Genomic DNA, 18176 nt, shown 5'->3' with positions numbered 1-18176 from the left:
TGCCAGTTAGCTGGCCGTTGAAGCTTTATCGAGATGCTTCAGTTTCTCGACCATCACAGACTTAAGCCAGTCTGTGGCTTCCCGTTTTCCGCTGCGTTTATGGGTATAGATCTTCACAGTGAAGCGGGGTGCCTTAAACGGTAACGGGAAAGTGCTTACGCTGACGGTGGGAGCCAATTTCCCCGCCACGAACGATGGAATCGCCATCAGTAGATCACTCTCAGCCACGATAAAGGGCGAACTGAGCATCGACGGGGTTTTGATTACCGTCCTTCGTTTCAGACCCAGTCGTTCCAGGTGCGAGTCCAGCAATCCCTGTTTCTCATTCCAGGGAGTGACGACCAGATGGCCTGCTGACAGATACGATTCCAGTGTCAGACGGGTTCGGTTCAGATTACTGATCACCACAAACTCATCACTGAATAAATCGGTCTCTTCCATGTCGGGATGTTTGCTGTCACCCGGCTCGCTGAAGCTCAGCGCAAGATCGACCTCACCGGCCAGCAGTTCAGTGAGTGCCGGGTTGTGCGGTAAATGGCACAGTTCAAAACTCAGGTGAGGGGCGGCATCACTAAGGGCCTTCATCAGACCGGGAAACACGCAGAACGCGGTGTAATCCGTTACCGCAATTTTAAAACAGTCCTGGTTTAACAGGGGATTAAACGGTTCTGCAGGGCAAAGGTGTTTGTTTAGCGCGGCCAGCGTCTCGGCAATAAAGGGCGCAAGCTGGCAGGCATATACGCTTGGGCACATTTTATGTCCATCGCGGTAAAACAGCGGATCTTTGAGGAACTCACGCAAGCGCGTTAAAGCGTGACTGAGGGCTGAAGTGCTCAAGGAGAGTTCAATTGCTGCCAGTCTCACCGATCGGTGTCTGAACACCGCGTCAAAAACCGGTAAGAGATTAAGATCCAGCCGCCGCAATATATGATGCATGAAATTCACCTATTGTTGATTTTATTGCACTTCATTCACTCAACATTACCCTTTATCATCCAAAGCTTCAATTCATTGAAATAAAGAAGCTTTTATGACCCTGACTGTCCGGCAAGCCTGCCCTGATGATGCTGAAGCGATCTACAACATGATTGCTGAACTCTCTGTTTATAAACACGGTTTACAGGATTCGCTGACCAGTCCGGAAGCCATTAAAAGCATGCTGTTCAGCACTGAAAGCAATACCGAGGCATACCTGTGCGAAATCAGCGGTCGGGTGGCGGGTTATGCCGTGATCACCAGCAGCTATTCTGCCTGGCTGGGTCGGCGTGGCATTTATATGGAAGATCTCTATTTTTCGCCGGACTATCGCGGGCTGGGCGTGGGAAAAGCGCTGCTCAAATTCATCGCCCAGGAAGCGGTCAGACGCCAGTGTGGTCGGATTGAATGGAGCGCGCTGAGCTGGGATCAACCCGCTAAAGAGTTCTATCAAAGCATTGATGCGCTGCCATTAAACGAATGGGTGCGCTATCGACTGGATGGGCAAGCGCTGGAGCGGTTTGCCGAAAGTCACCTGAGTTGACGCTTCTGACATTCTCCAGCAGAAAACCCTTTGCACGCCTCTCCCTTGACCGATGCCTGAAGTCACGTCATCGGTGCCCCATAGTGAGTTATGAATACCAAACAAAAAAGGCCACCTCGCGGCAGCCTTCTCTGGCACATCCTTTTGCGACCATGATTAATTGGTCAAACGCGCCGTCATATGCACCTGATTGCCTGCGTAGGCTTCCGTGATGCTGTAGCCAGAATGTGCCAGTTTTGCTTTGGCGGCAATCTGCGCTTCGGCACCGTCTAAGGTTGAAGCGGTTGCAGTGATGGTCTGGGCGAAACTCGCAGATGAAACCAGTGAGAGTGCGATAACTGCAACGAAAGTTTTGATGTTTTTCATGGTCATTTCCTTAGGTTAATTTAGATTTGGTGAGGCGTTTTGCCTCGATGTGATGAATAGTAGACCTAAGGTGCGAGCATGAAAATCACATATTCATGTTCAATTAAGTCAAAAAAATTGAATAATAATTGACGGTCTTTTTCCTCCTTTATCAGAACAAATACGCCTTCAGAACTGACAACTAAAATGAGACATTCATTGCCGATTTGGCGCATTGTTGACGAATTATGTTTACGATAATTTTTCTCCTATCGAAAGGGCACTGGCGTCTTTTCCCTTACATTCAGGAGAGTAAACATGATTGAACAACGCTTAGCCGATGCTCGTGGTCTCGGTGATCATGGCTGGTTGCATTCACGCCATACGTTTTCATTCGCCAATTACTGGGATCCTAAACAAACCGGTTTCTCTGACTTGCTGGTTATTAATGATGACAGGGTGGCAAAGGGGCGGGGCTTTGGCGCGCATCCGCACAGCAATATGGAAATTATCTCTTATGTATTAGAGGGCGCGCTGGAGCATAAGGATTCAATGGGGACCGGTTCGGTGATTGTACCGGGGGATGTTCAGTTAATGAGTGCAGGCACCGGGGTGACGCACAGTGAGTTTAACCACTCACGAGATAACGGCGTTCACTTCCTGCAAATCTGGGTGGTCCCGGCGGAGAAGGGCAGTGAGCCGCGTTATCAACAGACGCGCATCTCTGAAGAAGAGAAACGCGGCAGATTCAAGCTGATCATTTCGCCGGACGGTGAGCAGGACTCCCTGCAGATCCGCCAGGACATGCGCATTTATGCCGGTCTGTTTGACGGTGATGAGCAGGAAACGGTACAGCTGGATGTCAACCGCTATGCCTATATTCACGTGGCGAAGGGCAGTGTGGTGGTGAATGGGGTGAAATTTAACGCGGGCGATGGTGCGCGCGTACGCCAGGAATCACAGTTGACCTTCAGTGGCGGTAAGCAGGCGGAAGTTCTGCTGTTTGATGTGCGGCCATTAGAGACCAATCAGCCCACGCGGTAAAAAAAACCGGCTTGGGAGCCGGTCAGTGAAAGCTTCTCCACTCAAGATGACAGCCATTAAGTGATGTGTGGCTGTCATTTTTTTACGATCAGAATGAGGGAACTGATCGTTCTACGCTTTATGCAATGACAGTGTCTTCAGGAATGACAGCAGATCAGCGTTCAGCTCATCACCGTGGGTGACGGCAAAGCCGTGCGGCGCGTTGTCATACACCTTAAGTTTGGCCCCCTGAATCATCTCTGCGGCCAGTTTGCCCGTGGTCTCAAACGGCACCACCTGGTCATTGCTGCCGTGGATCACCAGCGTCGGCACATCGATTTTGGCCATATCCGGACGGAAGTCGGTTTCGGAGAACGCGGTGACACAATCGAGCGTGCCTTTCAACGACGCCAGCAGCGCGATGTTCAGCGTTTGCGTCAATACGCCCTCAGACACAGTCTGGCCTGCATTGGTGCCGTAGAACGGCGCGGCGAAATCACTGATAAACTGCGCGCGATCTTTACGCAGCCCCTGACGGATCCCTTCGAATACCGACAGGTCAACACCCGCCGGATAGTCTTCCGCCTTACCGAAGATCGGCGTCACTGCACCCAGCAGCACCAGGCCGTCCACGCGCCCCGTACCGTAGTTATTGATATAACGCGTGACATCACCGCCACCCATCGAGAAGCCGACCAGCGTCACATCCTGCAGGTCGAGGCAGGTGATCAGGTCGTTAATATCAGAGGCGAAAGTGTTGTAATCGTAACCCGTCCACGGCTGGTCTGAACGGCCGAACCCACGGCGGTCGAAAGCGATCACGCGATAGCCATTTTCGGCCAGCAGGTTCAACTGGTTGTCCCACATATCTCCATCCAGTGGCCAGCCGTGGCTAAACAGTACCGGCTTTCCTTTACCCCAGTCTTTGTAATACAGGTTAGTGCCATCAGCTGTTTTGATCGTGCTCATCGTGATTTTCCTTGCGTTAAATTGAACAACAATAGTTGAGGTTGATGCTTATACCGGCGCAACCAGATAGCGCGCCTGTGGCATGTTTTCACCCTGATGGAATTGATAGACGCGGGTCTGGATCTTCTGATCGTTCATGGTGTAGCGCTCCAGCTGGCGCAGGTGTTCCATCCAGGATCCCACCACAAAGGTTTCAACAAAGATGCCCGGTTGCAGAATGTCTTCATACACTGCCCAGTTATCCGCGCCGCCACGACGTCGAACGCGGCGCATATCCTGCATGCAAAGCGTGAAAGCATGCGCATCTTCCAGCCGGATCAGATACTCGTAACTGACACGGACCGGCCCACGATCGTGATGAATTTCCAGTGCGGGGATGCTCTCGCTGACGTCACTGACGTCCAGATTGAGATCCGGGTCCTGATCCAATCGCCAGCGCAGCACCGTCAGGCTGGCGAGTGCCATGCCGACTGTCGCCACGCACAGCGACACCGGAATACTGAAGTGCGAGGCCAGCTGGCCCCAGATGGCGCTACCGACGGTCATCGAGCCAAAAAACACCGTCAGATACACCGCCAGCGCGCGCGCTTTCACCCACTTCGCGGCACTGCGCTGCGCACCCACGTTGAGCGTGGAGAGCACGGCAATCCAGGCGAAGCCGGTGAAGAACTCACACACATTCAGCAGCCAGAAATGACGGACGAATGCCAGCGCCAGCATCGTGGCGGCAAACATCAGGCTGGCCAGCACCATCAGTCGGTCCGGGTTGAAGCGTTGACGCAAACGCGGCAGCAGCACCGCACCGCAAATAGCGCCAACACCGATAAACGCCAGCATAATGCCGTAGCCGCCAGGCCCTAATCCCAGCTCACGGCGCGCCACCAGTGGCAGCAATGCCCAGCCCGCGCTGCCGAACACAAAGAACGCCACGGTGCGCACCAGCACATTGCGCAGCACCGGTGCGGCGTGGACGTAGCGAATACCCGCGCGCACCGCTGAGAAGAAGTGCTCAGGCGGCAGGCGCTGCACGCCTCCTTCCAGCGATAAAGCACCCATGCCACGCCCAGCACCGACAGAGCGTTGAGCATGAACACCATCCACGGACCGGCGAAGGAGAGGATTAAACCCCCGAGCGCCGGGCCAATGGCACGACTGATATTGATGCCCAGCGAGTTCAGCGCAATCGCCGGACTCAGCTCATGTTTCTCCACCAGATCCGGCACGATGGCCTGAAAAGGCGGTGAACTCATCGCCGCGCCAGCGCTCATCAGAAACGCCGCCATCAGCAGCACCAGCGGCGTGACGTGCCCGGTGAAGGAGAGCACGGTCAGACTGGCTGCCGCGATAAACACCCACAGCTGGGAGAACAGCAGATACTTACGACGGTCGATAATATCCGCCAGCACGCCTGACGGCAGTGCAAACAGGAACATCGGCAGACTGCTGGCCGCCTGGACCAACGCGACATTCAGCGGGTCGGCGCTGAGCGTCAGCATGGTCCAGTTAACCCCGACATCGTTCATCCATGAGCCGATGTTGGAGACCACGGTGGCAATCCACAGCATGCGAAAAATCGGCTGACGCAGTGGTTGCCAGGGCGATGCGCTGGTTGAGGTCACTGTGGCTGGCGTGGCGATGGCGTCCTCTTCCTGAGGAACATCATTGATATCATTGACCTGCGCCATGTCGGATTCCCTGCTGTTTGGTGGTCGCGATACGCCACGTGCCTGGTCCGGTAATGGCCAGGGTGGTGAAGATAATCAGCAGCAGCCAGCCAAACTGACCTTCAGCAATGCTCCAGCCAGGGTGCACAAACACCATCGCTACCAGCAGCACGCCGATAATCGGCAGGCAGGCCAGGCGAGTGAAGATGCCCAGCAGGATGAAGATGGGGCAGATCACCTCGGCAAAGATGGCCGGGATTAAGCTCATATAAGGACCGAGGCCAAAAGGATCCTCGATACGTGTCAGTTCTTCGCTGAAATGGAACACCTTAGGCAGCCCGTGTACGTGCAGTAACAGCAGGCAGCCGGTCAGGCGCAGGAAGAACAGCCCCGCATTCACGCGGGGCGGCTGAGAGAAGAGACTCGTCATGATAATCAGAACGCGAAGCAGCTGCAGCCGAGCGCGCCCCAAAAGGCGTTCTCTTCCGACACCGGCAGGTTGGCACCGCGCGCGATATCATGTGAATGGCTGTGTACGCCACACGGGCCGCTGCACTGGTGCGGCATCGGCTGCATGCCGACGCGCGTCTGTGCCGTTGGCGGCGCGCTGCGGTAGTGACCCGGCACCTTCACCACCGGGGACCACTCTGGCAGCACCGGAATAGACGGCGGGGCTTCTGAACCAAATGAACCAGCGGCATAAACGATATTGCCGTCGACCAGGGTCAGAACAGACTCGATCCCTTTGATCTCCTCTTCCGGCACGCTGAAGTAGTCCTTGCTCAGCACCACCATGTCCGCCAGCTGGCCAGCTTTGATCTGACCTTTTTTCCCCTGCTCGCTGGAGAACCAGGCGCTGCCCTGCGTCCACAGCATCAGCGCGGTGTCACGGTCCAGGCGGGCGTTGACGTCATACATCTGCATGCCGCCGACGGTGCGACCGGAGACCAGCCAGTACAGTGCGGTCCACGGGTTATAGCTGGCGACGCGGGTGGCATCCGTACCCAAACCGACCGGCACACCGGTTTCCAGCATGCGCGCCACCGGCGGAGTGTGGCGGGTGGCTTCAATGCCGTAGCGTTCGGCAAAGTATTCGCCCTGGAAAGCCATGCGGTGCTGAACCGCGATGCCGCCGCCCAGCTCTTTAATACGGTCGATGTTCCGTTGCGTCACGGTTTCGGCATGGTCGAAGAACCAGTGCAAACCATTGAATGGAATATCGCGGTTCACTTTTTCAAACACATCAAGCATGCGGCTAATGGATTCGTCGTAGGTGGCGTGCAGACGGAACGGCCAGCGATGTTCAACCAGATGACGTACCACGCGCTCCAGTTCATCTTCCATACCTGGCGCCAGATCCGGACGCGGCTCAAGGAAATCCTCGAAGTCAGCGGCGGAGAACACCAGCATTTCACCGGCACCGTTGTGACGGAAATAGTCGCTACCCTGACCCGGCGTCAGCATGTCGGTCCATTTCTCGAAATCTTCCAGTTCGTGCCCGGGGCGCTGGGTAAACAGGTTATAGGCGATACGAATCGTCATCTGCTTCTTCTCATGTAGTTCCGCGATGACTTCGTAATCTTCCGGGTAGTTCTGGAAACCGCCGCCTGCATCAATGGCGCTGGTCAGGCCGAGGCGGTTCAGTTCGCGCATAAACTGACGGGTCGAGTTGACCTGCTGTTCCAGCGGTAACTTAGGACCCTTGGCCAGGGTGGCATAAAGGATCATGGCGTTCGGGCGGGCAATCAGCATGCCGGTTGGGTTGCCATTGCTGTCGCGCTGGATTTCGCCACCTGGCGGGTTGGGGGTGTCTTTGGTGTAACCCACTACTTTCAGCGCAGCGCGGTTGAGCAGGGCGCGATCGTAGAGGTGCAGCACAAACACCGGCGTGTCCGGTGCCGCTTCGTTGATCTCATCCAGTGTTGGCATGCGGCGTTCAGCAAACTGGAACTCCGTCCAGCCGCCCACCACGCGTACCCACTGCGGATTTGGCGTACGCAGCGCCTGTTCTTTCAGCATGCGCAGCGCGTCAAACACCGAGGGCACGCCTTCCCAGCGCAATTCGAGGTTGTAGTTGAGGCCGCCACGAATCAGGTGCAGGTGCGAGTCATTCAGACCCGGCACGGCGGTGTGGCCCTTCAGGTCGATGACTTTAGTGCCTTCGCAGTGATGCTGCATCACTTCGGCAAGGGTGCCGACTTCCAGAAATTTACCATCGCGAATCGCCACCGCATCGGCAACCGGATTGCCGCGATCAACGGTGTGAAAACGGCCATTGGTGAGAATGACGTCCGCCTTACCTAAAGTCACCATAAAACCTCCTGAAAAAGAGTGGTCCTGCACATGCGCAAGAGAAGTAATAGGCGGAATTATGTTCAGCAGGTCAGGAGAGCGTCTAGTTATACAAAAGGATAGGTATACCTTCGTATAGTTATACCTAGAGATAATAGTGTGGAAAAAAAAGGCTCCCTACACTGCGCTGAGACAGTGAGTCTGAGCTGCCGTAAACGCGGCATCCCCGGCATGACTGTTCTTTTGACACCGTTCAATTTCGCGAAACTTCGCCACACTAACCTCAATGGGCAAAACCATGACCACTAGCAAACTTGAAGTACTGACGCCGCAGAACTGCCAGATCATCTTTATCGACCAGCAGCCACAGATGGCGTTTGGCGTGCAGTCGATTGACCGTCAGGTGCTGAAAAACAACGTTGTCGCATTAGCGAAAGCGGCCAAAGTCTTCAACATTCCTACCGTGCTGACCACCGTTGAGACGGAGAGCTTCTCAGGCAACACGTTCCCGGAGTTGCTGGATGTGTTCCCGGGTCAGGACATTCTTGAGCGTACCTCAATGAACTCCTGGGATGACCTGAAAGTGCGTGATGCGCTGAAAGCCAATGGTAAGAAAAAGGTGGTGGTATCGGGCCTGTGGACGGAAGTGTGCAACAACACCTTTGCACTTTGTGCGATGCTGGAGGGCGACTACGAAATCTACATGGTGGCGGATGCATCAGGCGGCACCACCAAAGAGGCTCACGACTATGCGATGCAGCGCATGATTCAGGCTGGCGTGATCCCGGTGACCTGGCAGCAGGTGATGCTGGAGTGGCAACGTGACTGGGCGCACAAAGACACCTATACCGCGGTGATGGATATCGCCAAAGAGCACTCCGGTGCCTACGGTATCGGCGTGGATTACGCCTACACCATGGTTCATAAAGCGCCTTCTCGTCAGAAGAGTGAGCACCGTACCCTGGCGCCGGTTCCTGCCCCGGTTCGCTAATGTGTTAAGGGCCAGACCTGTGCGCTGGCCCCCTTTTAAAAAGGAGGACCCATGAGTCCTTTGCTGATTTCTCTGGGGGCTGGCGCGTTAGCCGGTCTTATTTATGCACTGCTCAAGGTTCGCTCTCCGGCCCCGCCCGCCGTGGCACTGATTGGCCTGCTGGGCATGGTGATTGGCAGTGCGCTGGGCGGTAAGCTGCTGCATCAGGATGCGGCTGCGTTTACGCCGGCGGGTGTCTCGCTCCCCGTGGCAGCAGACTCTCGTCCTCACGCTTTAGAACAGGTGGGATGATCATGCTGAAATCCTATGTTTTATCGCTAGTGGTAGGCATACTCATCGGCTTACTTTATGCCGTCATGGATGTCAGCTCTCCGGCTCCACCTGTCATCGCGCTGTTAGGCCTGTTGGGGATGCAAATCGGCGAACATATTATTCCGGTTTGCCAACGGCTGATAAAGCGTGAACGGATCGCTCTCTCCTGGTTCCGCCACGAATATCCACCGAGAGCCATTGATACTCCACCGGCTTCGGGTGATAAAAACGCCTAATGATGCGCGTCAGGGAGTGGTAAATTTTATTAAGGAATACAGCATGCAGCTGTCGCAGCGCATCATCATTGTGGATGATGACCGTTCCGTTCGCAGTGCCCTGACCAACCTGCTACAGTCTGAAGGCTATGAGACGCAGGCATTCGAATCAGCGGAAGCATTGTTAAGTGATGAAGCAGCGCTCAGAGATGCGGCGCTGTTTATCATTGACGTCGAACTCAAAGGCATGTCTGGTTTTGACCTGTTTAAAGAACTGATAACACAGCTGAACAACCCGCCAGGCATCATCATTTCGGGCAATGGCGATGACAATTTACTGTGGTACGCCATCAACCTGGGCGCCATCACCTTCATGCGCAAGCCTATTGATATTGACGCGCTGTTCGAACATATTCGGGCTGAGTTATCTGCCCGGACGTTGCGACCATGAGTTCACTTTTTCTGGCTTTGAACCTGTCTGATGAAACCGCTTATGTACTGAATGATGACATCGTGTTCAGCCCGCTGGCACAGGAAGGCAACATCGAGTGGCTGCTTGGCAGGCATGCGGTGTCCGGTGAAAGCGTTATGTTGGCGACCGCTGCCAGTGAAGAGGCTGTTTTTCAGGTCACCCAACTGCTGAAAAATGAGTTTGCCCTGCGAGCGATGCTTTCCGAGAGCGGGGCGATCAAACCCATTCGATATACCTCCTATCAGGGGCGTTATGCGCTGCTCTATACCCCGTTTAACTACCGCACATTGGCTGACCAGCTATGCATGCCGCCGGGTAATCTGAAAAAATTCTTCCACAAAGCCACACTGCTATGTGAGGCGCTCGGCAAGATGCATTTGCAAGGCCTGGTGCACGGCGACATCAAACCCTCTCACTTTTTCTTTACTGAAGAGAATGTGGTGCAACTGGGTGGCTTCGGGCTCTCCTCGCTGGAATCGGATTTGATGCAACCCGCCCGCACGCCGGTCATCGGCGGCACGCTGGCTTATATGTCGCCTGAACATACCTCGCGCACGGTACATCGCGTCAGCCGCATCAGCGATTTGTACAGTCTGGGCATCGTGCTTTATGAGTTGCTGACGGGCAAATTGCCCTACGGTAGCGCGAACGGGGGCATGTCTGAGTGGGTACATCATCACATCGCATCAGAAGCGATCCCGCCGCACATGCTGCGCCGCGATGTGCCGGTGGTGCTGTCATCGATTATTTTACGCCTGCTGGCGAAGTCTCCTGAGTATCGTTACCAGACGGTAGAAGGGGTGATGGCGGATTTAAAACGCTGTGAATCCAACCTGATGCCAGATGGCGCCGTTGAGTCATTCGCGCTGGGACAACAAGACGCACAGCCGCTGACGCTCTCCTCCGAGACGCTGTATGCCGATCACGCACAGGCAGCGGATGTGCTGGCGGCATTTGATGATGTTAGCCGCAGCGGGAAGCACACGCTGGTGGTGATCAACGGCGCACCAGGCTCGGGGAAGTCATCGTTAATCGTCTCGGCACTGAAGGTTTTACGCAGTAAAAACGCCATGCTGACGGTAGTGAAAGCCGATAAAAACTCACCGGTGCTGCCGTTCTCGGTGTTTACCACCGCATTTCGTATGCTGACGTTGCATCTTCTGGGGCTGCCGGCCGAGGAGATGGCGCGCTGGAAAGCGCATATTTCACGCAATCTTGGCGAGTTTGCCGGGTTGGCTGTCAATCTGGTGCCGGAACTGGGCGTGGTGCTCGACAAGAGAGCGGTGGCGCAGCGTGATACGAATTTACCCGACGCGCGCGATCGCTTAAACCTGGTCGCCTGCAGCCTGGTCAGAGCGTTTACCGCACCAGGACGGCCACTGGTGATGCTGATCGATGATGTGCACTGGGCCGATCAGGCGACCCTTCAGCTACTGCAAAATCTGCTGAGCCTGAGCGAGGATCTTCCGCTATTACTGGTGATCAGCCATCGCGATAGCGTTTCAATGCCTTGTCCCACCGTTGCCAGCAATCTCAGCCGCATTCGCGCCTGCGCCTCACGCATTATTGATGTGACCCCAGAGCCGCTGTCGACCAAAAATATTGCGCGCTGGCTGGCGGGCATGTTTCATAGCCGCAGTGCCGCCACTGCCGAACTGGCACAGATCGTGTTTGAAAAAACCGCGGGCAATCCCCTCGCGACCCATGAGTTTTTCCGTCAGGCGGTGCGCGATCACCACATCACCCATCACGCCGCCTTTAAATGGACCTATGACGCGCAGGCATTAAAAAACAGCCATTACGCGGCAAATGTCGCAGCCTGCGTGCTGGAAGATCTTAAAACGCTGCCTCGTGCCGCTCACATGCTGTTGGGTGAGCTGGCACTGATTGGCGCCACTGGCGCACTTCGCGACATCAGCACGATCCTGGCGCTTTCACCGCTAAGGGTAGGTGAAATACTCAAACCCGCTGCGGAGAACCGTTTAATCGCATTAAGTGACACCACGTGGTCATTTATGCATGACAGCGTGCATGAGGCGGCAATGGGGTTGCTGAGTCCTGAGGAGAAGGATGATTTTCATTTTGCTGCCGCGCGTTATTACCTGCAGGAATCCAGCCTCGACCTCGCCAATGCCCCGCTGTTCAGCGCCGCGCATCACCTGGTGTCGGTCCAGAATATTGCAGTGATTGCCGATGAAACGGCGCGGTTTTGCCCGCTGCTTTTGCAGGCAACACGCCGGGCAAAAATCACCGGTGACTATGTCTCTGCGCTTCGCTATCTCCAGTTTGCCCGTCAGATAACGCTCCGTTCCGGCAGTGAGTGCAGTAATGAATTTCTGCTGGAGGAGGCTGAATGCGAATTCCTTAACGGTAATTTGCTGAGTGCCATGACGCTTAGCTCGCAGATTTTGGTCTCGCCCGGTGAGGTAACGGACAAAGCGGAAGCAGCCAGTCTGATCGCTGAAATTCATATGCGCAGGTCAGACAGCCAACTGGCGCTGGAAACGGCACTTGCCTGGTTGGCGGTGTTTGACATCCAGCTGAATCGCTACCCCGATCAGGACGAGTGTGATGCGGCAAGAATACTGCTCAAAGAGGACGTGGGTAAAAATCCTTACACGCGCTTTCGATCTCTGCCGCGGGTGAGTTGTAAAAAAACCGAAGCGATCATGAATTTGATGGCGAGTGCCAGTACCTTCGCGGCGTTTATCTGCCCGCGTTTGCAATTCCTGATCCTGTGCAAACTGCTGCATCTGACCATGGCACGCGGCCTGAGCGGTGCCTCGACGCTCGCGCTGTCATGGTACGGCGTGGTGTGTGGCGATCAGTATGATGAGTACAGCCGTGGATTTGCCAGCGCGTTACTGGCACGTGAGCTGGTGTACAAGCACGACTTCGTGAGTTACAAGGCGCGCACGCTGCTGCCACTCGATCAGGTCAGTATCTGGACGATGCCGCTCACCTATGCCATCGAACGCGCAAAAGCTGCGTTTGATGTCGGGGTCGAAATTGGCGATCGGACATCGGCATGTCTGGCGCTGCGTCATCTGGTGATGAATTACCTCACGCGTGGCGATCACCTTGACGGCGTTTGTACTTCGATCACGCGTGGCATGAGCTACGTGCGCAAGGCACAGTTCCGCGACGTTGAAATTGTGTTAGGGATGCAGCTGGATTACGTGATGTTTTTGCGTAAGCCGCGCGGGGAGATTTTCTCTGGGAATCACTTCATACCGCCTGATTTAGACAAAAAGCTGCATGAGTTTGCCATCGAGCCGGTGCTGCTGATGCAGTTCTGGTGCCGCCTCTACAAGGGCATGGCACACTTTTTTGCCGGTGAATATGAGGAGGCGGGAAGGTATTTTGCTGATGCCGCCCCTCTTACCGACTTCATTCCGGGTCATGTGCATCTGCTGGATCTTCATCTCTATAGCGCGCTGTCACTCTCCATCCCACTCAAGGCAGAGGAATATACGGCCGAACATCGGCAGGTACTGCTGCGCCATCTTGAGAGGCTGGTGACCTGGTCGAATGAGAATGAAAAGACCTTTGCGGACAAAGAAGCGCTGCTACGGGCTGAACTGGACAGGCTGGAAGGCGAAACCGCTAAGGCTACTGAGCAGTACGAAAAAGCCATCGATTTATCCCGTCAGGGTGAGTTCCATCATATCAACGGACTGGCCTGCGAGCTGGCGGCTCGAACGGCCGAGGCCCGTGGTATGCGCTTTGCGGCAGAAGCTTATATCAAGGGCGCCATCGCGGCCTGGGGGCGGTGGGGCGCTGGCGCCAAAGTGCACCAACTTGAATCGCTGTATCCCGGATTAGCGCACCCCTCGCCGCATACGGCGCTGGATACCGTGGCGTTTGAGCAGAGCGCCGCCATCAGCGATCTGCAAAGTATGGTCACGGCGATGCGTGCGCTAACCGAAGAGATCAATCTTGACCGTCTGATCCATACCCTGATGGTGATGCTGGTGGAGCGAGCCGGGGCGCAGGACTGTATGCTGATCCGGCTGGTCGATGGCAATGTGCCGGAGATACAGGCGAGAGCGACCACCACCGCTCAGGGGATTCGGGTCAAAATTGTTAAAGAGGTGCCGGTTGCCACGGATCTGCCCCTGTCCATCTTGTCCGCTGTCATACGCACCGGTAAGGAGATCCGCACCGGTAAGCCGGAAGTGTTCAGCCCCTTTAGCCAGGACAACTACCTGGTGGCCTCCGGGGCGGCCGTGATGTGTGTACCGATGTTCAAGCAGGCGCAGATGGTGGGTGTGCTGTATCTGGAAAATCGACTGATGCCGGATGTGTTTACCGCCGAACATTCGCGTATTGTCGCGATGCTGGGATCGCAGGCGGCAGTGTCGCTGGAAACGGCCCGGCTCTACGCCGAGCTGATGGACGAAAACATCCAGCGTGGCAAAATTGAGAAGCAGCTGCGCGCCAGTCAGACGTCATTAATGTTGGGTGAGAAAATCAGCCATACCGGCACCTGGCACTGGCTGATGGAACCGGATATCCAGTTCATCTCGGACGAGTACAAACGCATCATGGGCCTGCCTGACGGACAGAAGACCACCTCCATGGCGGAGTTCCAGAGCCGAGTGCACCCTGATGATATTCCCTGCCTTAGGGAATTGATTGATTCGCACTCCCGTCAGGGACTCATCATGCAGGCGGAGTTCCGAATCATCCGCGATGATGGTGAATGCCGCTACATTAAAGGCATTGGTGAGCCAGTCGATACCTGGCCCGAAGTGCGTGAATACTTCGGCACGCTGACGGACATCACCAGCCAGCGACTCTCTGAAGATGCCACGCGTATCGCGCAGGCTGAACTGGCTCGCGTGGCACGCGCCACCACGGTCGGACAGCTCACCTCATCCATCGCGCATGAAATTAACCAGCCGCTGATGTCAATCGTCGCTAATGCCGGTGCCAGCCTGCGATGGCTGAAACGCGATCCCGCCAATCTTGAGAATGCCAGTCACAGCCTGGAAGAGATCATCCGTGAAGGGCGTCGCGCAGGCGATATCATTCGCGGGCTGCAGGCGCTAACGCGTAATCAGGTTTCTGAGTTTGCACCGGCCAGATTGCATCAGCTGGCGCGCGACATCCTGAACCTCTCCAGAATGGAACTGGAAAGACGCTATATCTCACTGGAGCTGGACTTCAAAGCACAGATTGATGAGGTTTACTGTGAGCGGGTGCAGATCCAGCAGGTGCTGCTCAATCTGGTGATCAATGCTATTGAGGCCATGACAGACAACAGCGGTCTTTGCACGCTGCGATTGTCGTCATCTCATCCACGGCCAGATGTTATTCGCTTCGAGGTGGCTGATAATGGGACTGGACTCTCTGAAGAAGTGATTGGAAAAATTTTCGATTCATTCTACACCACCAAAGCGGAAGGCATGGGCATGGGGTTAACCATCAGCCATGAGATTATTAAGCGGCACGGCGGAGAGATTGGCGCCGGGAATCGGCAGGAGCAGGGAAGCGTGTTCTGGTTTACGCTGCCGGTTCATCAGCAGCCTGTGAATTGAAGAAAACTCCCGCCTGACAGGGCGGGAGCCTCAGGTGAGTCTACTCATCATCGAGCAAATTCAACTTCTCTGCGGCTCTGACCAGCTCTGATGCCGATCGCACCATCATCTTCTCCATCACCCGGCGTTTATGGACTTTCGCGGTGATTTCACTGATCCCCATTTCAGCGGCAACTTGCTTATTCAACAATCCACGCATCACCAGCTGCATCAGCTCTTTTTCACGCGGGGTGAGCGACTGATAGCGGCCGGTGAGTTCGACCTTCTCTTTGGCAACCGCATCACTTTTTTCGGATAACGCGATCGCGTCGCTTACGACGCTCAGCAGGTCATCGGGCATCACGGGTTTGGTTAAAAACTCAAAGGCTCCCGCCTTCATCGCTTTCACCGTAATCGGGATAGTGCCAAAACCGGTCAGGAAGATGGTCGGTATCGAGTATCCCCGCTCTGTCAGGCGGGCAGAGACGTCGAACCCATCGAGTCCAGGCATATTCAGGTCAACAATCAGACAACAAGGCGTGGTGAATTCCGGTTGGTTTAAAAATTCAGCCGGAGAAGTAAAAGCAAAGACCTGATATCCCTCAGAACTCAGAAGGTTTTTCAGGGAGGTGATGACTGAAACATCATCATCAACAAGATAAATCGTTTTATCCATAAAGACTCATTAAAACTCAGGCGAGTTCTCTTATACAGAACAGGCAATATACCTTTAAAGAGTTAGCGTTGGAATTGGCGAACGCTGATTTCAGGCGCTTTTAGGTCAATTGAGTGTTAATAAATGCGGCTGATATGCAGACCAGCGGTTAATCAATAAGCTGAGGCGTATTAAAGAATGGGTAAGCACACAGAATAATCAACAGGCTGAAAAAGCATTCGCAGACTTTCATATAACCTTATCCTGCTATAAATATGGAGCAAGGCCCTGGCAGGAAAATTCAATTATCCAAAAGTATAACTATCCTTTTGTATAATTCCCTTGCGGCAACGCCCAGCGGATAATCCCTGCACTAACCTTATCCCTGTCGCTCAGCCGTAGCCGCGGTGCGTTTGATATCGGAAGAGCCGGAATATGAATACCGTCAACCCGGAAGCGAAAAGCAGCAGTGTCCGTATTGAGATGAGAAGTGCCGTTATCCGGGATATGTTGCCCTGGATTGAAGGCATTTTGTCTGATGAGCGGGTGCGGGTAAAAACCATCACTGAAAAGAGCGGTTATGGTCACTGGCATTTCCAGCGCGTATTCAGAGAGCAGATAGGATACAACCTGGCAGAATATATTCGTGTCCGACGCATCGCCAGGGCGGCACATTCGTTGGCATTCACCGACAAAGAGTTCATCGATATTGCGATTGAGAATGGCTTTACCAGCCAGCAAAACTTCTCACGGACTTTCAAAAAGTATTTGCGGCTGCCGCCTATGCATTTCAGACAGGCCTGTTGCGGCAGGGACAGAGTGTTTCAGACATTCACGCGCGAGCTGCATGAGAATTATGTCAGTGTTTTTTACTGATCGTTATTTGGCGGTTTAACGCATTTATCCGTTCAACCATTTCACGGTTTAAACGTAACCTTTTTGCTGGGAATTATCATGAATGACACAACGCTGAAATTTGTCACGCTCACTTGTAGCCTGCGGGCAGGTTCCTTCAATGCGGCGATTGCGCATGCTCTGCCAGAACTGGCTCCTGTGGGTACGACCTTTGAATCACTTGGCTCACCCGGAGCGTTTCCGCATTACAGCTCTGATACCGAAGCTGAAGGTTTCCCTGCTGCAGTGCTGGCCATGGCTGAGTTAATCGCCAGCGCAGATGGACTGATTATTATCACCCCGGAATACAACCATTCGATTCCAGGTGTGCTTAAAAACGCGCTGGATTGGTTGTCCCGCGTATCGCCCCAGCCTATTGCGGGCAAACCGGTGTTAATTCAGTCCGCCTCACCTGGAAAATTGGGCGGAGTACGCGCGCAGATGCATTTACGCCAGATTCTGAATTACTTTGATGCGCGTGTGCTTAATAAGCCGGAAGCCATTATTGGTGACGTGGGGGAGAAAGTGATTAATGGCGAACTGACGGATGAAAATACACGCAGCTTCCTGTCTCGACAATTAGCGGCTTTCGCCAACTTTGCGGCGAAATAAACGCGGTGCAGCGATAATGCTCCCGCAGGGTCAGGCGTAACGGCAGGAATCTGACCTGCCAGAACAGCGGAGCTTTTATGTTGAGTAGCAACACCGTAGCCCTCCATGCTGACAAAACATATCACCAACAGAAAATGAGTCGTTCATCGATTAGAGCCAGCATTGAATTACGCCAGAGCGCGGTGCGGGTGACGGTTTGTGTCCCCTCAGTGCAACCGGGAGGCCGGATGACGCGTTACACTGGCGGAGCTTCTGCCATGATCGGTGAGAGAGAAAAATCGGTGGTTGCCGTTATTCAGCAAATGGTTGAATGGATCGATAACCATCTGGATGAAAACCTGTCAGTAGACAGAATCTCGAGCAAAAGTGGCTACTCCATCTGGCATTTTCAGCGCAAATTTGTCCAGCTCACGGGGTTAAACGTGTATGAATATGTTCGCGTACGCAGAATCATTAACACCGCCTATATTCTGACGCGAAGCCGTAAACGCATTCTGGAGGTGGCGGTGGAAAATGGCTTTAACTGTCAGGCTTCTTTTACCCGCACCATGCGTGATCTGACGGGATATACGCCTGGGCAAATTCGGGCGCATTTTACCGGGAATGAAGAGGGGCTCGTTGATATCATTCACGCCCTGATAAATCCTGCCTGAGTGAGTAATGCCAGCAATGCTGGCATTATTTTCATCTG

16 protein-coding genes and 1 pseudogene are annotated in these 18176 nt (G+C 54.4%); 10 read left to right on the top strand and 7 right to left on the bottom strand.

The window, feature by feature from the left end; translation table 11 throughout:
• Window positions 1-6: 6 nt before the first annotated feature.
• Complete coding sequence (locus AC1MDE_RS15415) at window positions 7-936, bottom strand: LysR family transcriptional regulator (RefSeq protein WP_479402106.1); 930 nt, start codon at window positions 934-936, stop codon at window positions 7-9.
• 94 nt (window positions 937-1030) lie between these two features.
• Here AC1MDE_RS15415 and AC1MDE_RS15410 point away from each other — a divergent pair, with 94 nt between their 5' ends.
• The gene (locus AC1MDE_RS15410; protein ID WP_480344799.1) at window positions 1031-1519 is read left to right on the top strand and encodes an N-acetyltransferase family protein; all 489 of its coding nucleotides are present in this window, start codon (window positions 1031-1033) and stop codon (window positions 1517-1519) included.
• Between the two features lie 156 nt (window positions 1520-1675).
• Here AC1MDE_RS15410 and AC1MDE_RS15405 read toward each other — a convergent pair whose 3' ends face one another.
• Window positions 1676-1885, bottom strand: a complete 210-nt coding sequence (locus tag AC1MDE_RS15405; protein WP_480344798.1) for a DUF1471 domain-containing protein — start codon at window positions 1883-1885, stop codon at window positions 1676-1678.
• A 297-nt stretch (window positions 1886-2182) separates the two neighbouring features.
• Here AC1MDE_RS15405 and AC1MDE_RS15400 point away from each other — a divergent pair, with 297 nt between their 5' ends.
• On the top strand, window positions 2183-2908 hold the full coding sequence (locus tag AC1MDE_RS15400) for a pirin family protein (protein WP_480344797.1): 726 nt from the start codon (window positions 2183-2185) through the stop codon (window positions 2906-2908).
• A 111-nt stretch (window positions 2909-3019) separates the two neighbouring features.
• Here the strand turns inward: AC1MDE_RS15400 and AC1MDE_RS15395 are convergent, their stop codons facing one another.
• The 4 genes and pseudogenes from AC1MDE_RS15395 to AC1MDE_RS15380 form a co-directional block, all read right to left on the bottom strand.
• The gene (locus AC1MDE_RS15395) at window positions 3020-3856 is read right to left on the bottom strand and encodes an alpha/beta fold hydrolase (RefSeq protein ID WP_283227418.1); all 837 of its coding nucleotides are present in this window, start codon (window positions 3854-3856) and stop codon (window positions 3020-3022) included.
• Between the two features lie 48 nt (window positions 3857-3904).
• Window positions 3905-5541 (bottom strand): annotated as a pseudogene (locus AC1MDE_RS15390) (MFS transporter).
• Window positions 5525-5950: a DoxX family protein gene (locus tag AC1MDE_RS15385; protein ID WP_479402110.1), complete on the bottom strand. Its 426-nt coding sequence runs from the start codon at window positions 5948-5950 to the stop codon at window positions 5525-5527. The pseudogene AC1MDE_RS15390 and the gene AC1MDE_RS15385 overlap by 17 nt, the downstream one beginning before the upstream one ends.
• 5 nt (window positions 5951-5955) lie before the next feature.
• Complete coding sequence (locus AC1MDE_RS15380) at window positions 5956-7833, bottom strand: amidohydrolase (protein WP_479397766.1); 1878 nt, start codon at window positions 7831-7833, stop codon at window positions 5956-5958.
• 277 nt (window positions 7834-8110) lie between these two features.
• Between AC1MDE_RS15380 and AC1MDE_RS15375 the strand changes: the two genes are divergently transcribed.
• From AC1MDE_RS15375 to AC1MDE_RS15355, 5 genes are read left to right on the top strand one after another with little or no spacing between them, the layout of a single operon-like run.
• The gene (locus AC1MDE_RS15375; RefSeq protein WP_479402111.1) at window positions 8111-8803 is read left to right on the top strand and encodes a hydrolase; all 693 of its coding nucleotides are present in this window, start codon (window positions 8111-8113) and stop codon (window positions 8801-8803) included.
• A gap of 51 nt (window positions 8804-8854) precedes the next feature.
• Window positions 8855-9094 carry a DUF1427 family protein gene (locus AC1MDE_RS15370; protein WP_480344795.1) on the top strand — a complete coding sequence of 80 codons (240 nt, stop codon included), beginning with the start codon at window positions 8855-8857 and terminating at the stop codon, window positions 9092-9094.
• A 2-nt stretch (window positions 9095-9096) separates the two neighbouring features.
• Window positions 9097-9351, top strand: coding sequence for a DUF1427 family protein (locus tag AC1MDE_RS15365; RefSeq protein WP_200575584.1), 255 nt, complete (start codon window positions 9097-9099; stop codon window positions 9349-9351).
• Window positions 9352-9394: 43 nt separating this feature from the next.
• Window positions 9395-9781 carry a response regulator transcription factor gene (locus tag AC1MDE_RS15360; RefSeq protein WP_200575581.1) on the top strand — a complete coding sequence of 129 codons (387 nt, stop codon included), beginning with the start codon at window positions 9395-9397 and terminating at the stop codon, window positions 9779-9781.
• Window positions 9778-15345, top strand: coding sequence for an AAA family ATPase (locus AC1MDE_RS15355; RefSeq protein WP_480344794.1), 5568 nt, complete (start codon window positions 9778-9780; stop codon window positions 15343-15345). Before AC1MDE_RS15360 ends, AC1MDE_RS15355 begins: the two co-directional genes overlap by 4 nt.
• A 40-nt stretch (window positions 15346-15385) precedes the next feature.
• Here the strand turns inward: AC1MDE_RS15355 and AC1MDE_RS15350 are convergent, their stop codons facing one another.
• Complete coding sequence (locus AC1MDE_RS15350) at window positions 15386-16000, bottom strand: response regulator transcription factor (protein ID WP_200575578.1); 615 nt, start codon at window positions 15998-16000, stop codon at window positions 15386-15388.
• A 414-nt stretch (window positions 16001-16414) separates the two neighbouring features.
• Between AC1MDE_RS15350 and AC1MDE_RS15345 the strand changes: the two genes are divergently transcribed.
• The 3 genes from AC1MDE_RS15345 (at window position 16415) to AC1MDE_RS15335 (ending at window position 18138) form a co-directional block, all read left to right on the top strand.
• Window positions 16415-16855, top strand: a complete 441-nt coding sequence (locus AC1MDE_RS15345) for a helix-turn-helix domain-containing protein (RefSeq protein WP_480344793.1) — start codon at window positions 16415-16417, stop codon at window positions 16853-16855.
• A gap of 78 nt (window positions 16856-16933) precedes the next feature.
• Window positions 16934-17485: an NADPH-dependent FMN reductase gene (locus AC1MDE_RS15340; protein ID WP_479397763.1), complete on the top strand. Its 552-nt coding sequence runs from the start codon at window positions 16934-16936 to the stop codon at window positions 17483-17485.
• 77 nt (window positions 17486-17562) lie between these two features.
• Window positions 17563-18138, top strand: coding sequence for a helix-turn-helix domain-containing protein (locus tag AC1MDE_RS15335; protein WP_479402115.1), 576 nt, complete (start codon window positions 17563-17565; stop codon window positions 18136-18138).
• Window positions 18139-18176 lie beyond the last annotated feature (38 nt).

It is taken from the genome of Pantoea folii (assembly GCF_056678875.1).
This window is presented reverse-complemented; position numbering and strand designations above follow the sequence as displayed.